This is a genomic window from Neorhizobium huautlense (assembly GCF_030811685.1).
Lineage (GTDB): Bacteria > Pseudomonadota > Alphaproteobacteria > Rhizobiales > Rhizobiaceae > Neorhizobium > Neorhizobium huautlense_A.
On record NZ_JAUSRF010000002.1, the window covers coordinates 101228 to 118164 of the forward strand.

The 16937-nt window shown below is 61.2% G+C and carries 15 protein-coding genes; 8 read left to right on the forward strand and 7 right to left on the reverse strand.

All coding sequences use genetic code 11. The features are described from left to right. Window positions 1–49 precede the first annotated feature (49 nt). The 4 genes from J2T09_RS03080 (at window position 50) to J2T09_RS03095 (ending at window position 3796) form a co-directional block, all read left to right on the forward strand. The gene (locus J2T09_RS03080; RefSeq protein WP_306830975.1) at window positions 50–991 is read left to right on the forward strand and encodes an ABC transporter permease; all 942 of its coding nucleotides are present in this window, start codon (window positions 50–52) and stop codon (window positions 989–991) included. 11 nt (window positions 992–1002) lie between these two features. Next, window positions 1003–1881, forward strand: a complete 879-nt coding sequence (locus tag J2T09_RS03085) for an ABC transporter permease (protein WP_306830978.1) — start codon at window positions 1003–1005, stop codon at window positions 1879–1881. A 1-nt stretch (window position 1882) separates the two neighbouring features. Further along, window positions 1883–3088, forward strand: coding sequence for an amidohydrolase/deacetylase family metallohydrolase (locus J2T09_RS03090; protein WP_306830980.1), 1206 nt, complete (start codon window positions 1883–1885; stop codon window positions 3086–3088). Window positions 3089–3298: 210 nt separating this feature from the next. Continuing rightward, complete coding sequence (locus J2T09_RS03095; RefSeq protein WP_306830982.1) at window positions 3299–3796, forward strand: RidA family protein; 498 nt, start codon at window positions 3299–3301, stop codon at window positions 3794–3796. Window positions 3797–3809: 13 nt separating this feature from the next. Here the strand turns inward: J2T09_RS03095 and J2T09_RS03100 are convergent, their stop codons facing one another. Further along, the gene (locus J2T09_RS03100; RefSeq protein WP_306830984.1) at window positions 3810–4640 is read right to left on the reverse strand and encodes an IclR family transcriptional regulator; all 831 of its coding nucleotides are present in this window, start codon (window positions 4638–4640) and stop codon (window positions 3810–3812) included. A 103-nt stretch (window positions 4641–4743) separates the two neighbouring features. Here J2T09_RS03100 and J2T09_RS03105 point away from each other — a divergent pair, with 103 nt between their 5' ends. Both J2T09_RS03105 and J2T09_RS03110 read left to right on the forward strand, forming a co-directional pair. Further along, window positions 4744–5940, forward strand: coding sequence for an aminotransferase class V-fold PLP-dependent enzyme (locus tag J2T09_RS03105; RefSeq protein ID WP_306830988.1), 1197 nt, complete (start codon window positions 4744–4746; stop codon window positions 5938–5940). A 201-nt stretch (window positions 5941–6141) separates the two neighbouring features. Then, window positions 6142–7974 carry an ABC transporter ATP-binding protein gene (locus J2T09_RS03110; protein ID WP_306830990.1) on the forward strand — a complete coding sequence of 611 codons (1833 nt, stop codon included), beginning with the start codon at window positions 6142–6144 and terminating at the stop codon, window positions 7972–7974. A 49-nt stretch (window positions 7975–8023) separates the two neighbouring features. Here the strand turns inward: J2T09_RS03110 and J2T09_RS03115 are convergent, their stop codons facing one another. The 4 genes from J2T09_RS03115 to hutI all read right to left on the reverse strand — a co-directional run bounded on the left by J2T09_RS03115 (window position 8024) and on the right by hutI (window position 13301). Further along, complete coding sequence (locus J2T09_RS03115; protein WP_306830992.1) at window positions 8024–8596, reverse strand: HutD/Ves family protein; 573 nt, start codon at window positions 8594–8596, stop codon at window positions 8024–8026. A gap of 1 nt (window position 8597) precedes the next feature. Continuing rightward, the gene (gene hutU, locus J2T09_RS03120; protein ID WP_306830994.1) at window positions 8598–10283 is read right to left on the reverse strand and encodes a urocanate hydratase; all 1686 of its coding nucleotides are present in this window, start codon (window positions 10281–10283) and stop codon (window positions 8598–8600) included. 214 nt (window positions 10284–10497) lie between these two features. Further along, window positions 10498–12033 carry a histidine ammonia-lyase gene (gene hutH / locus J2T09_RS03125; RefSeq protein ID WP_306830996.1) on the reverse strand — a complete coding sequence of 512 codons (1536 nt, stop codon included), beginning with the start codon at window positions 12031–12033 and terminating at the stop codon, window positions 10498–10500. Further along, window positions 12030–13301, reverse strand: a complete 1272-nt coding sequence (hutI, locus tag J2T09_RS03130; RefSeq protein WP_306830998.1) for an imidazolonepropionase — start codon at window positions 13299–13301, stop codon at window positions 12030–12032. The genes hutH and hutI overlap by 4 nt, the downstream gene beginning before the upstream one ends. 124 nt (window positions 13302–13425) lie before the next feature. Here hutI and J2T09_RS03135 point away from each other — a divergent pair, with 124 nt between their 5' ends. Together J2T09_RS03135 and hutC are read left to right on the forward strand one after the other, a co-directional pair. Next, a complete protein-coding gene (locus J2T09_RS03135) occupies window positions 13426–14772 on the forward strand; it encodes a formimidoylglutamate deiminase (RefSeq protein ID WP_306830999.1) in 1347 nt (448 codons plus the stop codon). Further along, window positions 14769–15494: a histidine utilization repressor gene (hutC, locus tag J2T09_RS03140; protein WP_306831001.1), complete on the forward strand. Its 726-nt coding sequence runs from the start codon at window positions 14769–14771 to the stop codon at window positions 15492–15494. Before J2T09_RS03135 ends, hutC begins: the two co-directional genes overlap by 4 nt. Window positions 15495–15611: 117 nt before the next feature. Here the strand turns inward: hutC and J2T09_RS03145 are convergent, their stop codons facing one another. After that, on the reverse strand, window positions 15612–16058 hold the full coding sequence (locus J2T09_RS03145) for a hypothetical protein (RefSeq protein ID WP_306831003.1): 447 nt from the start codon (window positions 16056–16058) through the stop codon (window positions 15612–15614). Window positions 16059–16173: 115 nt separating this feature from the next. Next, complete coding sequence (locus J2T09_RS03150) at window positions 16174–16407, reverse strand: hypothetical protein (protein WP_306831005.1); 234 nt, start codon at window positions 16405–16407, stop codon at window positions 16174–16176. Window positions 16408–16937 lie beyond the last annotated feature (530 nt).

Genomic DNA, 16937 nt, shown 5'->3' on the forward strand with positions numbered 1-16937 from the left:
CTCCGGGTTCGAAAATGTGCCCTCGCGAGAGGCATGAGAAGAGAATTCCATGATCCGTTATATTCTCCAGCGCCTAGCCGGCATGATCGTCGTGATGTTTCTCGTCGTGACCATCGTTTTTGTCATCGTGCGCGTCACGCCGGGTGATCCGGCCGCCGTTATGCTCGGGCCGGATGCATCGGCCGCCGACATTGCCGACCTGCGCACACGATTGGGCCTCGATCAGTCTCTGGCGGTTCAATATTTCTATTATATCGGCCAGATGCTGAAGGGTGATCTCGGCCAGTCGATCTTTCTCAACATGCCGGTGACATCGGCCTTGCTGGATCGCGCCGAACCGACCTTCTTCCTGACACTGTTCTCGCTGGCGATCGCCACGATCATCGCGCTGCCGATCGGCATCTATGCCGCCTATCGCCGTGGCTCGTTTGTGGATCAGGCGGCCACCACCATCGCCATGCTGGCGGCCAGCATTCCAAGCTTCTGGCTCGGCCTCATCCTGATGCAGTTTTTTGCTGTGCGGCTGAACATCTTTCCTGTCTCCGGTTATGGCGGCCCGGGCTCCAGCTTCATGGACCGCATGTATCATCTGACGCTGCCCGCCTTTGCCCTCGGCATCGTTTCCTCGGCGTTGATCCTGCGTTTTACCCGCGCCTCAATGCTCGACGTGTTGGGTGACGATTATATCCGCACCGCCCGTGCCAAAGGTCTGGTCGAGCGCCGGGTGATCATGAAACATGCGCTGAAAAACGCGCTGATCCCGATCCTCACCGTTATCGGCTTGACAGCGGCCGTGCTGATCTCGGGCGCGGTCGTTACCGAAACAGTTTTCGGGCTTCCGGGTGTCGGCAGCCTTGTCGTCTCGGCGGTGCTGCGGCGTGATTATCCGGTCATTCAGGGGGCGCTTCTTGTGATTGCCGCGCTCTATGTTCTCATCAACTTCGCGATCGACATGCTCTACCTGCTGATCGATCCCCGCGTGCGTTATTAAGGGGGCGACGGATGACGGATATCGCTGTTACCGAAACCAAACCCGTCGAGAGCGAAGGCTCGAAATTTTTCAAGCGGTTCATCAAACGCAAGACAGTTGCCTTCGGTTTGATCGTGCTGATCATCTTCGTGACGCTGGCCGTGCTGGCGCCGTGGATCGCACCTTATTCGCCATCGAAACTGTCGATCGTCAACCGGCTGAAACCGCCGGGCGAAATGTTCTGGTTCGGCACCGATGAATTCGGCCGCGACGTGTTTTCGCGCACGATCTATTCGGCGCGGCTGTCGCTGCTGATCGGTGCATCCGTGGTGTGCCTGTCGGCTGCCATCGGTGTGACACTCGGCCTGCTGGCCGGTTTCTTCCAGAAACTCGATACGCCGATTGCCCGCCTGATCGATGCCATGATGGCCTTCCCGGACATCCTGCTCGCCATCGCGCTCGTGGCCGCACTCGGCCCGTCGCTGACGACCGTCATCGTGGCGCTGTCGATTGTCTACTCACCGCGTCTTGCCCGCATCGTGCGTGCCTCGACGCTGGTGATCCGTGAACTGCCTTATGTGGAGGCGGCGCAGGCGCTCGGCATTTCCACCTTCCACATCATGACGCGGCATGTGTTGCGCAATCTTCTGTCGCCCATCCTCGTTCAGGCCACTTTTCTGTTTGCCAGCGCCATGCTGGCGGAAGCCGGCCTGTCCTTCCTGGGGCTTGGCGTCAGCCCTGAAATTCCGACCTGGGGAACCATGATCGCAGCCGGCCGCCAATATATCGGGCAGGCCGACTGGATGACCTATTTTCCCGGCTTTGCCATCATTCTTTCCGTGCTCTCGCTGCAGATGGTCGGCGACGGTTTGCGGGACATGCTCGATCCAAGACTGCGAAGGGACCTTTGATATGACCGGTGAAAACAACACACCGCTCCTCCTCACCAACGTCAAGCCGATGGCTTTTGGCGCGACCGCACAGACAGGCACGACCGACATTCTCGTCGGCGGTGATGGCAAGATTGCCGCCATCGGCCAGTCGATCGCGGCTCCTGCCGATGCCCGCCGCGTCGATGGAAAGGGTGCCTGGGTCTCGCCGGGCTGGATCGATCTGCACGTGCATATCTGGCATGGCGGCACCGATATCTCGATCCGCCCGTCGGAATGCGGCGCCGAGCGTGGCGTCACCACGCTGGTCGATGCCGGTTCCGCCGGTGAAGCCAATTTCCACGGTTTTCGCGAATACATCATCGAGCCGTCGAAGGAACGCGTCAAAGCCTTCCTCAATCTCGGTTCGATCGGTCTCGTGGCCTGTAACCGGGTCGCCGAATTGCGCGATATCCGTGACATCGATCTCGACCGCATCATAGAATGTTACGCAGAAAACAGCGAGCATATCGTCGGCCTGAAAGTGCGCGCCAGCCACGTCATCACCGGGTCGTGGGGCGTGACGCCCGTCAAGCTCGGCAAGAAAATCGCCAAGATTTTGAAAATCCCGATGATGGTGCATGTCGGTGAACCGCCGGCGCTTTATGACGAAGTGCTGGAAATCCTCGGCCCCGGCGACGTCGTCACCCATTGCTTCAACGGCAAGGCCGGTTCGTCGATCATGGAAGACGAGGACCTGTTCAACCTGGCTGAGCGCTGCGCCTCGGAAGGCGTGCGCCTCGATATCGGCCATGGCGGTGCGTCCTTCTCGTTCAAGGTCGCTGAAGCGGCGATTGCGCGTGGCCTGCTACCGCATTCGATCTCGACCGACCTGCACGGCCATTCGATGAATTTTCCGGTCTGGGATCTTGCAACGACGATGTCGAAACTTCTGTCGGTCGGCATGCCGTTCGACAAGGTGGTCAACGCCGTCACGCATGGGCCGGCCGAAGTCATCAAGCTCGATATGGAAAACCGCCTGTCGGTTGGCCAGCGCGCCGATTTCACCGTGTTCGATCTGGTCGACAGCGATCTGGAAGCCACCGATTCCAACGGCGACGTTTCGCAACTGCGCCAGCTGTTTGAGCCGCGTTATTCGGTGATCGGATCGGAAGCGATCAAGGCCAGCCGCTACATTCCGCGCGCCCGCAAACTGGTGCGCCACAGCCATGGTTATTCCTACCGCTAAGGCGGTGGGAATTGCAGATAAAGCAAGTCCCCCTCTGGCCTGCCGGCCATCTCCCCCACAAGGGGGGAGAAGACACGCCGCAAACGCCTGCCTCGATTGGGGCGCTGCGGATCGGCTGGGTTAAGCCCTCCCCCTTGTGGGGAGGGTGGGGAGGGGTCTTTTTCAACCCTGCCACTGAGGCAGACGAAATTGCATGACACAGGAGTTCGCGTGACACAGTCCCCGATCAAAATCGACGCGACGGCGACCACGCCTTATGACCGGTTGGCAGCGCTTGGCATAGACCTGCCGCCGGCACCGCCGCCGATCGCCAATTTCGTCACGCATGTGATCGAAGGCAACATGCTCTATCTCTCGGGGCAGGGGCCTCGCGAGGCGGACGGCTTTATGCATGTCGGAAAGGTCGGCACCGAAGTGACGGCGGAGAAGGCCTATTCCGATGCCCGCCTGACCGGTGTCAATCTGCTGGCCGTCATGCATGACGCGCTGGGCGATCTGTCGCGCGTTCGTCGCGTGGTCAAGCTGCTCGGCATGGTCAATGCGTCGCCGGATTTCGCAGACCATCCGCAGGTCATCAATGGCTGTTCGGATCTTTTCAATGCCGTGTTCGGCGAAGCGGGTGCACATGCCCGTTCCGCCGTCGGTTTCGGCTCCCTGCCGGGCAATATCACGGTCGAGATCGAAGCCATCGTGGCCTTGCACGATTAAGGGCGGGAGACGGTCAGTGGTTGCGCCAGCCCATCACCTTCTCGATACGGGCCGCCGATTCCTTCACACGGTCGGCGTAACCGGCCTTGTCGGCAAAGGCCTTCTGTTCGGGAAGCACGATGGAAATCGTCGCCACGCAATCGCCCCTGCTGTCAACGATCGGCGAGGCGATGCAGGCGACCGAATAGTCGGATTCACCGGCCTGGATCGACAGGCGTTCGTCAAACGCAACCTTGGCGGCGCGCGCCAACTCGGTCGGGTCGATGGTGGCACGGCCGGTCGGCGAAATGCGGGCGCCACGCTTGAACAGGTCGACACGTTCGGCTTCCGGCATATGGCCGACCAGAAGGCGACCGGATGCCGTCCAGTTGAGCGGCACGCGGGTGCCGACTCGCGACGCCACCTGAAAATGGCTCGGGCCATCCGCCATGGCGAGAACCAGCATGTGCTCGGCATCACGGCCGCAGACCTGAACGGTTTCACCGGCCTCGCGGCAGAGATCGTGCATTTCGTGGGTGGCGACGCTCATGAAATCCAGCGAGCGGGCGTAAGCCAGACCGTAATGGTAAAGCCGCGCCCCGAGCCACAAGGTGCCGTCCGCATTGCGGGCCAGCATGTTCTTGTCCACCAGATCGTCGATGATCACGTAGACCGTCGACAGCGGCGCCTTCACGGCCTTGGCAATCGCGTAAGCACCGGCCGGCGCGCCGGTCTCGTACAAATAATCGATCACCTGCAAGGCACGGTCGATACCGCTGACGCGCGAACGTTTCGCCTTGGCTTCACCGTCAACAGACGTGGCGTCAGAAAGCGTGTCCGCTGATGTCTTATTATCCAAAACCACGCTCCTGCGCCTTAAAGAACCTATTTCATTACTATGGCATAGGCGCGCGCAGAGCAACCGAAATTCGCATCACCATGCGCAGCATACAACCTGGAGAATGACAATGTCCGAAGATATCCGTCCGCAGATCGGCCTTCGCCCGGTCATCAACGTATCCGGCACGATGACCAGCCTCGGCGCCTCCATCGTGGTGCCGGAAGCGATCACGGCGATGACGCAGATCCTGCCGCAGTTTGTCGAGATCAACGACCTGCAACGCAAGGCGAGCACCATCATCGCGCGGCTGACCGGCGGCGAGGCCGGCCTCGTCACCGCCTCCTGCTCGGCCGGTATCAGCCTTGCCGTTGCCGGTGCCATCACCGGGCCGGACCTGCTGGCCATCGAAAAGCTGCCGGAAGCCACGACCGACAAAAACGAGGTTCTCGTGCAGATGGGCCATGTCGTGTCTTACGGCGCACCGGTCGATCAGGCTATTCGTCTGGCTGGCGGCAAGGTAGTGATGATCGGTCAGTCCACCTCGACGCATCGCTACCACATGGAAAACGCCATCACCGACAAGACGGCCGCCGCCGTTTATGTCGTGTCGCATCATGTGGTCGATTACGGCCTGCTGAACCTCAAGGAATTTGTCGAGATCGCCCATGCCAAGGGCGTGCCGGTCATCGTGGACGCTGCCTCTGAATACGACCTTCGCATCTTCCTGGAGCAGGGGGCGGATATCGCGCTCTATTCCGGCCACAAGTTTCTGGGCGGCCCGACCTCGGGCATCGTGGCCGGCCGCAAGGACCTCGTGCGCAACGCCTTTCTGCAGAACATGGGCATCGGCCGCGGCATGAAGGTCGGCAAGGAAAGCATTTTCGGCGTCATGGCGGCGCTGGAAGCCTGGGAGAAGCGCGATCACGCCGGCATCCGCGAGCGCGAGACGGGGTATCTCAACCTCTGGAAACAGACGCTGGACGATCGTCCGGGCGTCACCGCGCTGATCGAGCCGGACCCGACCAACAACCCGCTCGACCGCCTGCGCGTGATCATCAAGGCCGAGGAAGCGCATATTACCGCCTGGGATCTGGCGGCAGCACTTCGCACCGGCGCGCAGCCGATCATCGTGCGCGATCATGAGGTCGAGCATAATTATTTCTACCTCGACCCGTGCAACCTGCATCCGGGCCAAGAGACGGTGGTCGCCTCGCGTCTGGCCGAGGAACTCGACAAGGCGCGCGCCTCCAATGAGATCATCGCCACGCCGTTCGAGGATCTGTCTCGCCATCGTTTCGATGGTGCTTTGAAGTGGCCGGATTGAGCGGTTGGCGAATGGGGCTTGCCCCTCATCCGCCTGCCGGCACCTTCTCCCCGTTCTGACGGGGAGAAGGGCGCAAGCCGCTCTCTCTTTGTCCCAATCGGGGCACGTCCCCTCTCCCCGCTTGCGGGGAGAGGGTTAGGGTGAGGGGCACCTACACGGCACTTCAAAAAAATGCCGCTTAGACTAAACAAGGGAACGCCGATGAACACCGCAGCAAAAATCATGCCCTCCGCCGATCCGGTCCTGTCCGTCGAAAAGCTGCGGACATCCTTCATGGTCGAGGGGGAATGGAAGCCGGTCGTTCGCGATATTTCCTTCACCGTCGCGCCGGGCGAAACCGTTGCGATCGTCGGTGAATCAGGTTCGGGGAAATCCGTCACCTCGCTGTCGATCATGCGCCTGTTGCAAGCCGATAGCAGCCGTATCGAAGGCAAGGTGTTTCTTGGTGGCCGCGACCTGCTGGCCCTGCCGGAAAACGAAATGCGCAAGGTGCGCGGCAATGACGTGGCGATGATCTTTCAGGAGCCGATGACGAGCCTCAATCCGCTCTTCACCATCGGCGACCAGATTTCCGAGGCGCTGCTGGCGCATTCGTCGATGAGCAAGGCAGAGGCGAAAGCCGAGACGATCCGCATTCTCGAAAAGGTACGCATTCCATCCGCCGCCTCGCGGTTCGATGAATATCCGCACCGCTTTTCCGGCGGCATGCGCCAGCGCGTGATGATCGCCATGGCGCTTGCTACCAAACCGAAACTTTTGATTGCGGATGAGCCGACCACGGCGCTGGACGTCACCATTCAGGGCCAGATCCTCGATCTCATCAAAATGCTGCAGGAGGAGGAGGGGACGTCCGTTCTCTTCATTACCCACGACATGGGCGTGGTCGCGGAAATCGCCGATCGTACCGTGGTGATGTATCGCGGCGAACAGGTGGAAACCGGCGATACGGCCGACATCTTTCACCGCGGAAAACATCCTTATACGCGGGCGCTGCTTTCGGCGGTGCCGGTGCTGGGCTCAATGCAGGCCTATCAGCGGCCGCTGCGGTTTCCGGTGGTCAACACATCGACCGGTGAAAGCGATGTGCCGGTCGAAGTCGCCGATACGGTGGCCAAGGGCGAGCCGGTGTTGCAGGTCAAGAACCTCACCAAACGCTTCGACATCCATTCCGGCCTGTTCGGAAAACTGACGGGCCGCGTGCATGCGGTCGAAAACGTCTCCTTCGATCTGGCGGCCGGCGAGACCCTGTCGCTGGTGGGCGAAAGCGGTTGCGGCAAATCCACCACCGGCCGTGCCATCATGCGGCTGATCGAGCCGGAAAGCGGTTCGGTTCTGGTCGAAGGCCGCGAGGTGCTGGCGCTCGACAAAAAGGATATGCGCGAGATGCGCAAGCGCGTGCAGATGATCTTTCAGGATCCGTTTGCCTCGCTCAACCCGCGCATGACGGTGGGGGCGGCGATTGCCGAGCCTTTCCTCGAGCACAAGATGGGCGATGCCAAACAGGCGAAAGAGGTCGTGGCCGACATGCTGGTCAAGGTCGGGCTGACGCCTGACATGGCCAAACGTTACCCGCACGAGTTTTCCGGCGGCCAGCGCCAGCGTGTCTGTATTGCACGCGCGCTTGCGCTTCGGCCAAAGGTGATTGTCGCGGATGAAAGCGTGTCGGCACTCGACGTGTCGATCAAGGCGCAGGTGATCAACCTGATGCTCGACCTGCAGCAGGAACTCGATCTCGCCTTCCTGTTCATTTCCCACGACATGGCGGTGGTCGAACGGGTCAGCCACCGGGTGGCGGTGATGTATCTTGGCGAAATTGTCGAGATCGGGCCGCGTGCCTCGGTGTTCGGCAATCCGCAGCATGCCTATACGAAACGGCTGATGTCGGCGGTGCCGGTGCCGGACCCGGAGCGTCGGCGCATCAAGAATTCCGCCGTGGTGGAGGAATTGAAAAGCCCTATCCGTCCGGTGGATTACAAGATCATGCCGATGGAATATCGCGAAGTCTCTCCCGGCCATCTGGTGGCCGAGAGCTGAGACCCGTCGCAGGTGATGGTGTTCCCGCTCGTTTCGTTGATGGTGCGGGCTACATCTTCGTATCCGACGACAGGCGAACCATAAAACCCGTGCCACTGCCGGAAAGCGAGATGGCCCGGTCGCCTTCAAGCATGGCGCAATCGAGCTGTTTCAATGTCCCGCTGTTTCCGCCATGCGTGACCTCCATTTCGCCGCGATGGCACAGCATCAATAGCAGCCCGACTGTCGGCTCCAGCGCTGCTGCGGCCGTCACCGTTTTCACCCCATGCGAAAACCGGCCACGCCGGGTCATCACGTTGAGATCGGTGATCGTGCCATCGACCAGTGTCACCGTTGTCTGCGCATCGGCGGGGAACGGGTAGGGTGCGGAATCTTGCGTCAGGATCACCGGCGGGCGGTTTTCGACGAACAATTCCAGACCGGCACCTTCGAGGATCGACAGCGTGCGGTCTATGCCCGGAAAGATGGAAAACGGACCATCGTCCGACACCGTGGCCATGCTGATGCGCCATTCGAACGTATCGACCGTTGCATCGGGCGGGAAGACGGCGATTTCCACCGTCTCGCCGCGCCCGTTTTTCCATGGCATGCGTCTGTGTTCAGCCGCCCGCAGGATGCGCATGTCAGTTGCCCAGAATGCCGGGCAGCCGCAGGCCTTTTTCCTTCGCGTAATCGACGGCGATGTCATAACCCGCATCGGCATGGCGCATGACGCCGGTGGCCGGGTCGTTCCAAAGCACGCGTTCCAGACGACGGTCGGCATCTTCCGAGCCATCAGCGCAGATGACCATGCCGGAATGCTGCGAATAACCCATGCCGACGCCGCCGCCGTGATGCAGCGACACCCATGTGGCGCCCGATGCGGTGTTGAGCAGCGCGTTCAGAAGCGGCCAGTCGGAGACGGCATCCGAACCGTCCTGCATGGCCTCCGTCTCGCGGTTCGGCGAGGCGACGGAACCACTGTCGAGATGGTCGCGGCCGATGACGATCGGGGCGGAAAGCTCGCCGTTGCGCACCATTTCATTGAAGGCGAGGCCGAGCTTGTGGCGATCGCCCAGACCCACCCAGCAAATGCGTGCCGGCAGGCCCTGAAAGGCGATGCGTTCGCGGGCCATGTCCAGCCAGTTGTGCAGGTGCTTGTTGTCCGGCAGCAGTTCCTTCACCTTGGCGTCGGTCTTGTAGATGTCCTCCGGGTCGCCCGAGAGGGCTGCCCAGCGGAACGGGCCGATGCCGCGGCAAAACAGCGGGCGGATATAGGCCGGCACGAAACCGGGGAAGGCGAAGGCGTTTTCAAAACCTTCGTCCTTGGCGACCTGGCGGATATTGTTGCCATAGTCCAGCGTCGGCACACCGGCATCCCAGAAGGCGACCATGGCCTCGACATGGGCTTTCATCGAGGCGCGGGCGGCGGTCTCGACCGATTTCGGATCGCTTTCGCGTTTGGCCTTGGCTTCCTCGACGGTCCAGCCGAGCGGCAGATAACCGTTGCGCGGGTCATGCGCCGAAGTCTGGTCGGTGACGATGTCAGGGCGCGGGCCACCAGCCTGCATGCGCTTGACCAGTTCGGGAAAGATTTCGGCGGCATTGCCGAGCAGGCCGACGGATTTTGCTTCGCCCTTGGCGGTCCACTCGGCGATCATCGCCAGCGCTTCATCGAGCGTTTTTGCCTTGGCATCGACATAACGGGTGCGCAGGCGAAAGTCGATGCGGGTTTCGTCGCATTCCACCGCAAGGCAGCAGGCGCCGGCCATGACGGCGGCCAGCGGCTGGGCGCCGCCCATGCCACCGAGGCCGCCCGTCAAAATCCACTTGCCCTTGAGGCTGCCATTATAATGCTGGCGACCGGCCTCGACGAAGGTTTCGTATGTGCCCTGAACGATGCCCTGCGTGCCGATATAGATCCACGAACCGGCGGTCATCTGGCCGTACATGGCCAGACCCTTCTTATCCAGTTCGTTGAAATGGTCCCAAGTGGCCCAGTGCGGCACGAGGTTCGAGTTGGCGATCAACACGCGCGGTGCATCCTTGTGGGTGCGAAACACGCCGACCGGCTTGCCGGACTGGACGAGCAGGGTTTCTTCTTCCGTCAGCGTCTTCAGCGTCGCGGCGATTTTGTCAAAATCGTCCCAGGTGCGGGCGGCGCGGCCGATGCCGCCATACACGACCAGTTCATGCGGATTTTCCGCGACGTCGGGGTCGAGGTTGTTCATCAGCATGCGCAGGGGCGCTTCGGTGGTCCAGCTTTTGGCGTTGAGTTCGCTGCCTCTCGGGGAGCGGACATCGCGGATATTGTGGCGCGGATTGGTCATCGTGTTTCCCTCTTGATAGTTTTCGTTTGTCGCAAAGGCCCCCTCATCCGGCCTTCGGCCACCTTCTCCCCGCTGGGGAGAAGAGGGGATGTGGCGTTCCTGTGTCTAAAAACATTGTGGCCAGGTCGTTGTGCGTGCGGCAATTTCCCTCCTCTCCCCGACGGGGAGAGGGTGGCGCAAAGCGCCGGGTGAGGGGGAGCCACGCTCGCCGACATCACCCCTCCAGCACCGGCAAAAGTCCGGCCGAAACCGATGCATTCAGTGCTCCGGTCGCCACCAGAACGCTGGCTGCCTGCAGGTCGGTCGCCATGTAGCGATCCTCCTCCAGCGATGGCACGACGTTGCGGATCGCGGTGATCGCGGCCTGCAATTGTGGGCTTGTGGCAAGCGGCGCGCGAAACTCGATGCCCTGCGCCGCCGTCAGCGCCTCGATGCCGATGATGGCGAACAGGTTGTCGGTCATCTGCAGCAGGCGGCGGGCGCCGTGGCAGGCCATCGACACATGGTCCTCCTGATTGGCGGAGGTCGGGGTGGAATCCACGGAAGCCGGGTGCGACATCTGCTTGTTTTCGCTCATCAGCGCAGCGGAGGTGACTTCGGCGATCATCAGGCCGGAGTTGAGGCCTGGCTTTTTGGCGAGGAAGGCAGGCAGGCCGTAGGACAAGGCCGGATCGACCAGAAGCGCGATACGGCGCTGGGCGATGGCGCCGATCTCGCAGACGGCCAAGGCGATCTGGTCGGCGGCAAAGGCGACCGGTTCGGCGTGGAAATTGCCACCGGAGACGACGGAATTGTCGGAGAGCACGAGCGGATTGTCGGTGACGGCATTGGCCTCGATTTCCAGCGTGCGGGCAACGGAGCGCAAAAGGTCGAGGCAGGCGCCATCCACCTGCGGCTGGCAGCGGATGCAATAGGGGTCCTGCACACGCTCATCACCTTCGATATGGCTTTCGCGGATGACCGAGTTAGCGAGCAGTGCGCGAAGGGCGGCGGCAGTATCGATCTGGCCCTTGTGGCCGCGCAGCGTGTGGATATCCGGGTGGAAGGGAGCGGACGAGCCCATGGCGGCATCGGTGGACATGGCGCCGGTGATGAGTGCTGCCTGCGCCGCCCGGTGGGCGCGGAACAGGCCGGCGAGGGCAAGGGCGGTGGAGGTCTGGGTGCCGTTGATCAGCGCCAGACCTTCTTTTGCTGCCAGCACGACCGGCGTCAGCCCGGCTTTTTTGAGTGCATCCGCGCCGGAGAGGCGTTCGCCGTCAAAAAATGCTTCGGCCTCGCCCATCATCACCGCCGCCATATGAGCGAGCGGTGCCAGATCACCCGATGCGCCGACAGAACCCTTTTCCGGAATGACCGGGATGACGCCCTTATCCAGCATCGCTTCGATCAGCCGCACCAGTTCCAGCCGCACGCCGGAAGCGCCGCGCCCGAGCGATACCAGTTTCAGCGCCATGATTAGCCGCACGACATTTTCCGGCAGCGGGTTACCGATGCCGCAGCAATGCGACAGGATGAGATTGCGCTGCAGGGTGGCGACATCGGCGGCATCGATCTTGATCGAGGCGAGTTTTCCAAACCCGGTATTGATGCCGTAGACCGGCGCATTGCCGGCGGCGATTTCGGCAATGCGAGTGGCTGCACGCTGGATGCCTGCGTCAAAGGATGCGTCGAGTTTGGCCGGTTCGCCGGTCCAGTAAATGGTTTCGAGTTGGGAGAGCGAGACGGAGCCGGGATGGAGCGTGATGGTCATAGGTGAGCGCCTTTGAAAATGCGGGCGTGGATGGGGTTGAAGCCGATGCGGTAAACCAGCTCGGCGGGGCTATCGATGTTCCAGACGGCAAAGTCGGCGGACTTGCCGACCTCCAGCGTGCCGGTTTCATGGAGAAGACCGAGGGCGCGAGAAGCTTCGCGGGTGGCTCCGGCAAGGCATTCTTCCACGGTTAGGCGAAAAAGGGTGGCGGACATGTTCATGGTCAAAAGTAGCGATGTCAGCGGAGAGGTGCCGGGATTGCTGTCGGTGGCGATGGCGATTTTTGTGCCGGCATCGCGCAGGGCCTGCACCGGCGGTTTTTGCGTTTCGTTGATGGCGTAGAAGGCGCCGGGCAGGAGAACCGCCACCGTGCCGGCGGCGGCCATCTCGGCGGCACCCTCGGCATCGAGATATTCGAGATGGTCGGCAGAAAGAGCGCCATAGGAGGCGGCCATCTTGGCGCCGCCGAGGTCGGACAATTGTTCGGCATGCAGTTTGACGGGAAGTCCAAGCTTTTGGGCGTGATCGAAGACTTGGGCCATCTCTTCGACGGAAAAGGCGATGCCCTCGCAAAAACCATCGACGGCATCGATCAGGCCTTCCACATGTGCCTTGTCCATGCCCGGCAACACGATATCGGTAATGTAGTCGCCGTTGCGGCCCTTGTAGTCCACCGGTGTTGCGTGGGCAGCCAGATAGGACGTGACGATACGGACATGCCGGATTTTTTCGAGCGCACGGGCGGCGCGCAGCATGTTGAGTTCGCCCTCGATATTCAGCCCGTAACCGGACTTGATCTCGATGGTGCAAACACCTTCCGACAGCAGCGTATCGAGCCGGGGCAGGGCGGCGGCCACGAGGCCTTCGACGGTCAGCGCATTGGTAGCCTTCACCGAAGAGACGATGCCGCCACCGGCGCGGGCGACTTCCTCATAGGTCGCGCCCTCCAGTCGCATCTCGAATTCACGGGCGCGGTTGCCGCCGTAAACGAGGTGGGTGTGGCAATCGACCAGCGCCGGGGTGACCCAGCGGTTTTCCAAATCCACCACGGTTTTGATGGTTTTCAGGGAGGCGGGCAGGTCGGCCTCGGGACCGACATAGGCGATGCGGCCACCTTGCGTGGCGATCACGCCGTTTTCGATGATGCCGAGGCCGGGCAGGTTTTCATCGAGCGTGGCGATACGGGCATTGCGCCACAGGGTTGGCGCGGCTGCGGTAGCTGCCGCGCTAGCGTTGAAATCGACGTTGGTTGCGGTTGCGTCCGTCATTTTCACCTTCCCAAGTTGGCTATAATGTATATACATAATGATCGGGCTGGCAATACGGAATTTTTCGAACCTATCGTGTTGACCGCCAAGCGGGCCCAAAGCAGACAGTGAGGAGTTTTTGAAAATGACGACACTTCAAGCGCAGTCGGCTTTGTTGCCAGGCGGTTGGGCCAAAAATGTCCGGCTGACGATGAATGCTGGTCGGATCGCCTCCATCGAGACCGGCGTGGATGCGCAGGCCGATGACGAGCGCCATGCCGTGTTGCTGCCGGCCATGCCCAACCTGCACAGCCACGCCTTTCAGCGCGGCATGGCGGGGCTGGCGGAAGTGCGCGGTCCTTCCAGCGACAGTTTTTGGAGCTGGCGCACCGTCATGTACAATTTTGCGCTGTCGATGACGCCGGACCATGTCGAGGCTGTCGCCGCCCAGCTTTATATGGAAATGCTCGAGGCCGGCTTTTCCCGCGTCGGCGAGTTTCATTACCTGCATCACGACAAAAATGGGTCGCCTTATGCCAACCTGGCCGAACTCGCTGCGCGCATTGCCGCCGCGAGCGTGGAAACCGGCCTGTCGCTGACATTGTTGCCTGTCTTTTATGCCCATTCCGGTTTTGGCGGCGATGCTCCTGCCGAAGGCCAGAGGCGTTTCATCCATTCGCTGGATGCTTTTGAAAAGCTGATGACCTCCTGCGCCGGTCTGGTGGCTGGGCTTGATGGTGCTGTTCTGGGCGTCGCACCGCATTCGCTGCGGGCCGTTACGCCCGAAGAGCTTGCTGCCGTTGTGCCGCTGGCCAAAAACGGTCCGGTGCATATCCATGTCGCCGAACAGGTGAAGGAAGTGGAGGATTGCATTGCATGGTCGGGCGCGCGGCCGGTCGAATGGCTGCTCGACCATGCGCCGGTCGATGAAAACTGGTGCCTGATCCACGCCACCCACATGACGGACGCCGAAACGCGCATGATGGCCAGGCGTGGCGTAGTGGCGGGTCTTTGCCCGATCACCGAAGCCAATCTCGGCGACGGCATTTTTGCTGCTTCGGCCTTTCTGGAGGAGGGTGGACGGTTCGGTATCGGTTCCGATTCCAACATTCTTATCTCTCTGCCGGAAGAGTTGCGGACCTTTGAATATTCGCAGCGCCTCGGTCTTCGCGCCCGCAACGTCGTGGCAGAAAGTGGCGGCTCGACCGGCCAAAAACTGTTTGAAACGGCACTTGCCGGCGGGGCGCAGGCGCTGGGCACGGCGGCCGGTCTTGTTGCGGGCAATCCGGCCGACATGGTTTCGTTGAATGCCGATGCCGTGCCCTATCTTGCGCGGGATAAAATTCTCGATCATTGGCTGTTTGCAGGTGGCGTGGCGGTCGATTGTGTCTGGGCGCGGGGTGTGCGTCAGGTGTCGGGCGGTCGGCACAGGCGGCGCGACGAAATCAACCGTCGGTTCAAGGCGGTTATGCAGGAGCTTCTGGCGGGATGACCATTGTGAAGGATGCGACGCTGCACCAGCGTATCCTCGGTGATATCGAGGCGCGCATCGTGTCGGGCGAATGGCCGCCGGGCCACCGCATCCCGTTCGAGGTGGATCTGGCTGCCGATTACAACTGCTCGCGCATGACCGCCAACAAGGTGCTGACCCAGCTTGCCAAATCCGGCCTGATCGAGCGCCGCAAAAAATCCGGCAGTTTTGTCGCGCAGCCACGCGCGCAATCGGCAGTGCTGGCGATCGCCGAAATCGAGGCTGAAGTGCAGTCGCTGCGGCTGGCTTATTCGCATAGTGTGCATGCCCGAACCAAACGCCGCGCCAATGCGGACGATAAACAACGGCTGGAGCTTTCGGAAGCCGCATCGGTGCTGGATATCACCTCTATCCACCATGCCGCTTCCGCGCCCTTTTGTCTGGAGGAGCGCCTGATCAGCCTTGCCACCGTGCCGGAAGCCGAGGCGGAAACATTTGCAAAAATTTCGCCCGGCACATGGCTGCTGAAACAGGTGCCTTGGAGTGCTGCCGAAAACCGCATCTCGGCGGTTTCTGCCGATGCCTCTGTTGCCGGCCTGCTCGATATCGAAAAAGGCACGGCCTGCCTCGTCATCGAACGCCGCACCTGGAGCCCGGCCGGACCGGTCACATCGGTACGGCTGACCTATCCCGGCGACCGGCATGCGCTGGTGGCGAGATTTGCCCCGGGTGGGGAAGGGTGACTGTAACCGGCATGGCCGACATGCTCCGGCCGAATTGCCATGCGCGACGGCTCGGCAATATCAATGTCGGTTCTGCCGGCTCATGTCGCGCCGAAGGCTGAACCTGCAGGAAAAATGTCACGTCCTTTCTGTTGAGGCAGAAAAGGGAATGGCGTCCGCATAAGCTGTTCCGACCCTTGCCTTGTCGGCAGTGACGACCGTCGGGCAGCGACGACAGGCGGCAACCCCTTCCTCCGCCCACCAGCGACAATTTGAGCGCAGATGGCAGGCGGGCAGCGCATGACCCTCCGCCTCGGGAAGAAACTGCGCCGCGGCACGCGCCACGCCGCAGCGTCCGCCCTGAAATTGCGGGCAACCTGTGCCTCGACATGGGGCCGTGAAACGAAACACTTCTTCCGCCTGCAGTTCCGCGGGCACAAGTGCCAGAAGCGCCTCGGTGACCGGCCTCGGGGCGACATATGTCACCCTTGGTTGTCTGGCATCGCCCTCAACGACGCCGAACAGTTGGGCGTCCGGCCAATCTGCTGCGGCGCTCGGGCAGGCGAGTTGCTTCTGCTCCGTCACGGGTCAACCTCCATCGGCCTCGCGCGTTGCGCGATCCTGCGGACGCACCACGACGTTTGAGGTCACTGTTGTCCTGCTGTCGTTACCGTAAACCGCGGCATGGTTGCGCGGCGGGCTAGCCCTGTTTTACGCGGCCGACATCGACATTCTGCAATTGTTGCTCGGACAGCTGGCGCAGCCAGGGACCTCCTGCCCAGATCTCGAATTTGACGGTGAAACCCGACTGGACGAGTTTATCGATGGTCAATCGATCGCCGCCAATCTTGCGGGCTTCCAGTGCACGCAACACGCCATTGGCGGCCGATGCAACGACGTCATCAATGCCAACAGGTCTGAAATCCTCTGCCATCGTCACTCTCCCATTTGTTTTGGTGTATCAGGACAGCCTGAACCATCCCGTGATCCTTCCGGATCGTCGGCTGCGTTTCGGGTTCATGTTCGCATGTCTTGGCTGCTGCATCGCTGCGCATCGTCGCGCGCAGTATTTCGATCGCTATTGCATCCTGGCTGCACGGTCCGACAGATACGTCGATAAACACTTCCCCTGGCAGATCGGCGGAGAAATGGAGGCCGCGGAAGCATGTCTTCACCGATGATCGACCACTTGGGAAATCCACCGATTTTCGGTGTTTGATCTCAAAAAACCAAACCATCCTTGCGCGAGTGATAATACACAATTTCTACTTTTGGTAAATAGTTGAGTTTCGCTACACGGCGGCGCCGATGACTCTGCTGCAAAAGATTGATTTCTTCTCGATCGTTTCCTCACCAGTGCAGTTATCTTGCGTGGCAATCGACAAAAACCGACGAAGATGAATTCGTTGTGTTCGTCCAAACATAATGCTTTGCAAACAAGGCACACTCGATATATCTACGAAA

Bases quoted from the DNA above. Each gene is read 5' to 3' on its own strand.
- hutU (WP_306830994.1), bottom strand. From the start codon at position 10,283: ATGACCAATCCGCGCCACAATATCCGCGATGTCCGCTCCCCGAGAGGC.
- hutI (WP_306830998.1), bottom strand. From the start codon at position 13,301: ATGACGGACGCAACCGCAACCAACGTCGATTTCAACGCTAGCGCGGCA.
- J2T09_RS03085 (WP_306830978.1), top strand. From the start codon at position 1,003: ATGACGGATATCGCTGTTACCGAAACCAAACCCGTCGAGAGCGAAGGC.
- J2T09_RS03105 (WP_306830988.1), top strand. From the start codon at position 4,744: ATGTCCGAAGATATCCGTCCGCAGATCGGCCTTCGCCCGGTCATCAAC.
- J2T09_RS03150 (WP_306831005.1), bottom strand. From the start codon at position 16,407: ATGGCAGAGGATTTCAGACCTGTTGGCATTGATGACGTCGTTGCATCG.
- J2T09_RS03080 (WP_306830975.1), top strand. From the start codon at position 50: ATGATCCGTTATATTCTCCAGCGCCTAGCCGGCATGATCGTCGTGATG.
- J2T09_RS03115 (WP_306830992.1), bottom strand. From the start codon at position 8,596: ATGCGCATCCTGCGGGCGGCTGAACACAGACGCATGCCATGGAAAAAC.
- J2T09_RS03110 (WP_306830990.1), top strand. From the start codon at position 6,142: ATGAACACCGCAGCAAAAATCATGCCCTCCGCCGATCCGGTCCTGTCC.
- hutH (WP_306830996.1), bottom strand. From the start codon at position 12,033: ATGACCATCACGCTCCATCCCGGCTCCGTCTCGCTCTCCCAACTCGAA.
- J2T09_RS03090 (WP_306830980.1), top strand. From the start codon at position 1,883: ATGACCGGTGAAAACAACACACCGCTCCTCCTCACCAACGTCAAGCCG.
- hutC (WP_306831001.1), top strand. From the start codon at position 14,769: ATGACCATTGTGAAGGATGCGACGCTGCACCAGCGTATCCTCGGTGAT.
- J2T09_RS03135 (WP_306830999.1), top strand. From the start codon at position 13,426: ATGACGACACTTCAAGCGCAGTCGGCTTTGTTGCCAGGCGGTTGGGCC.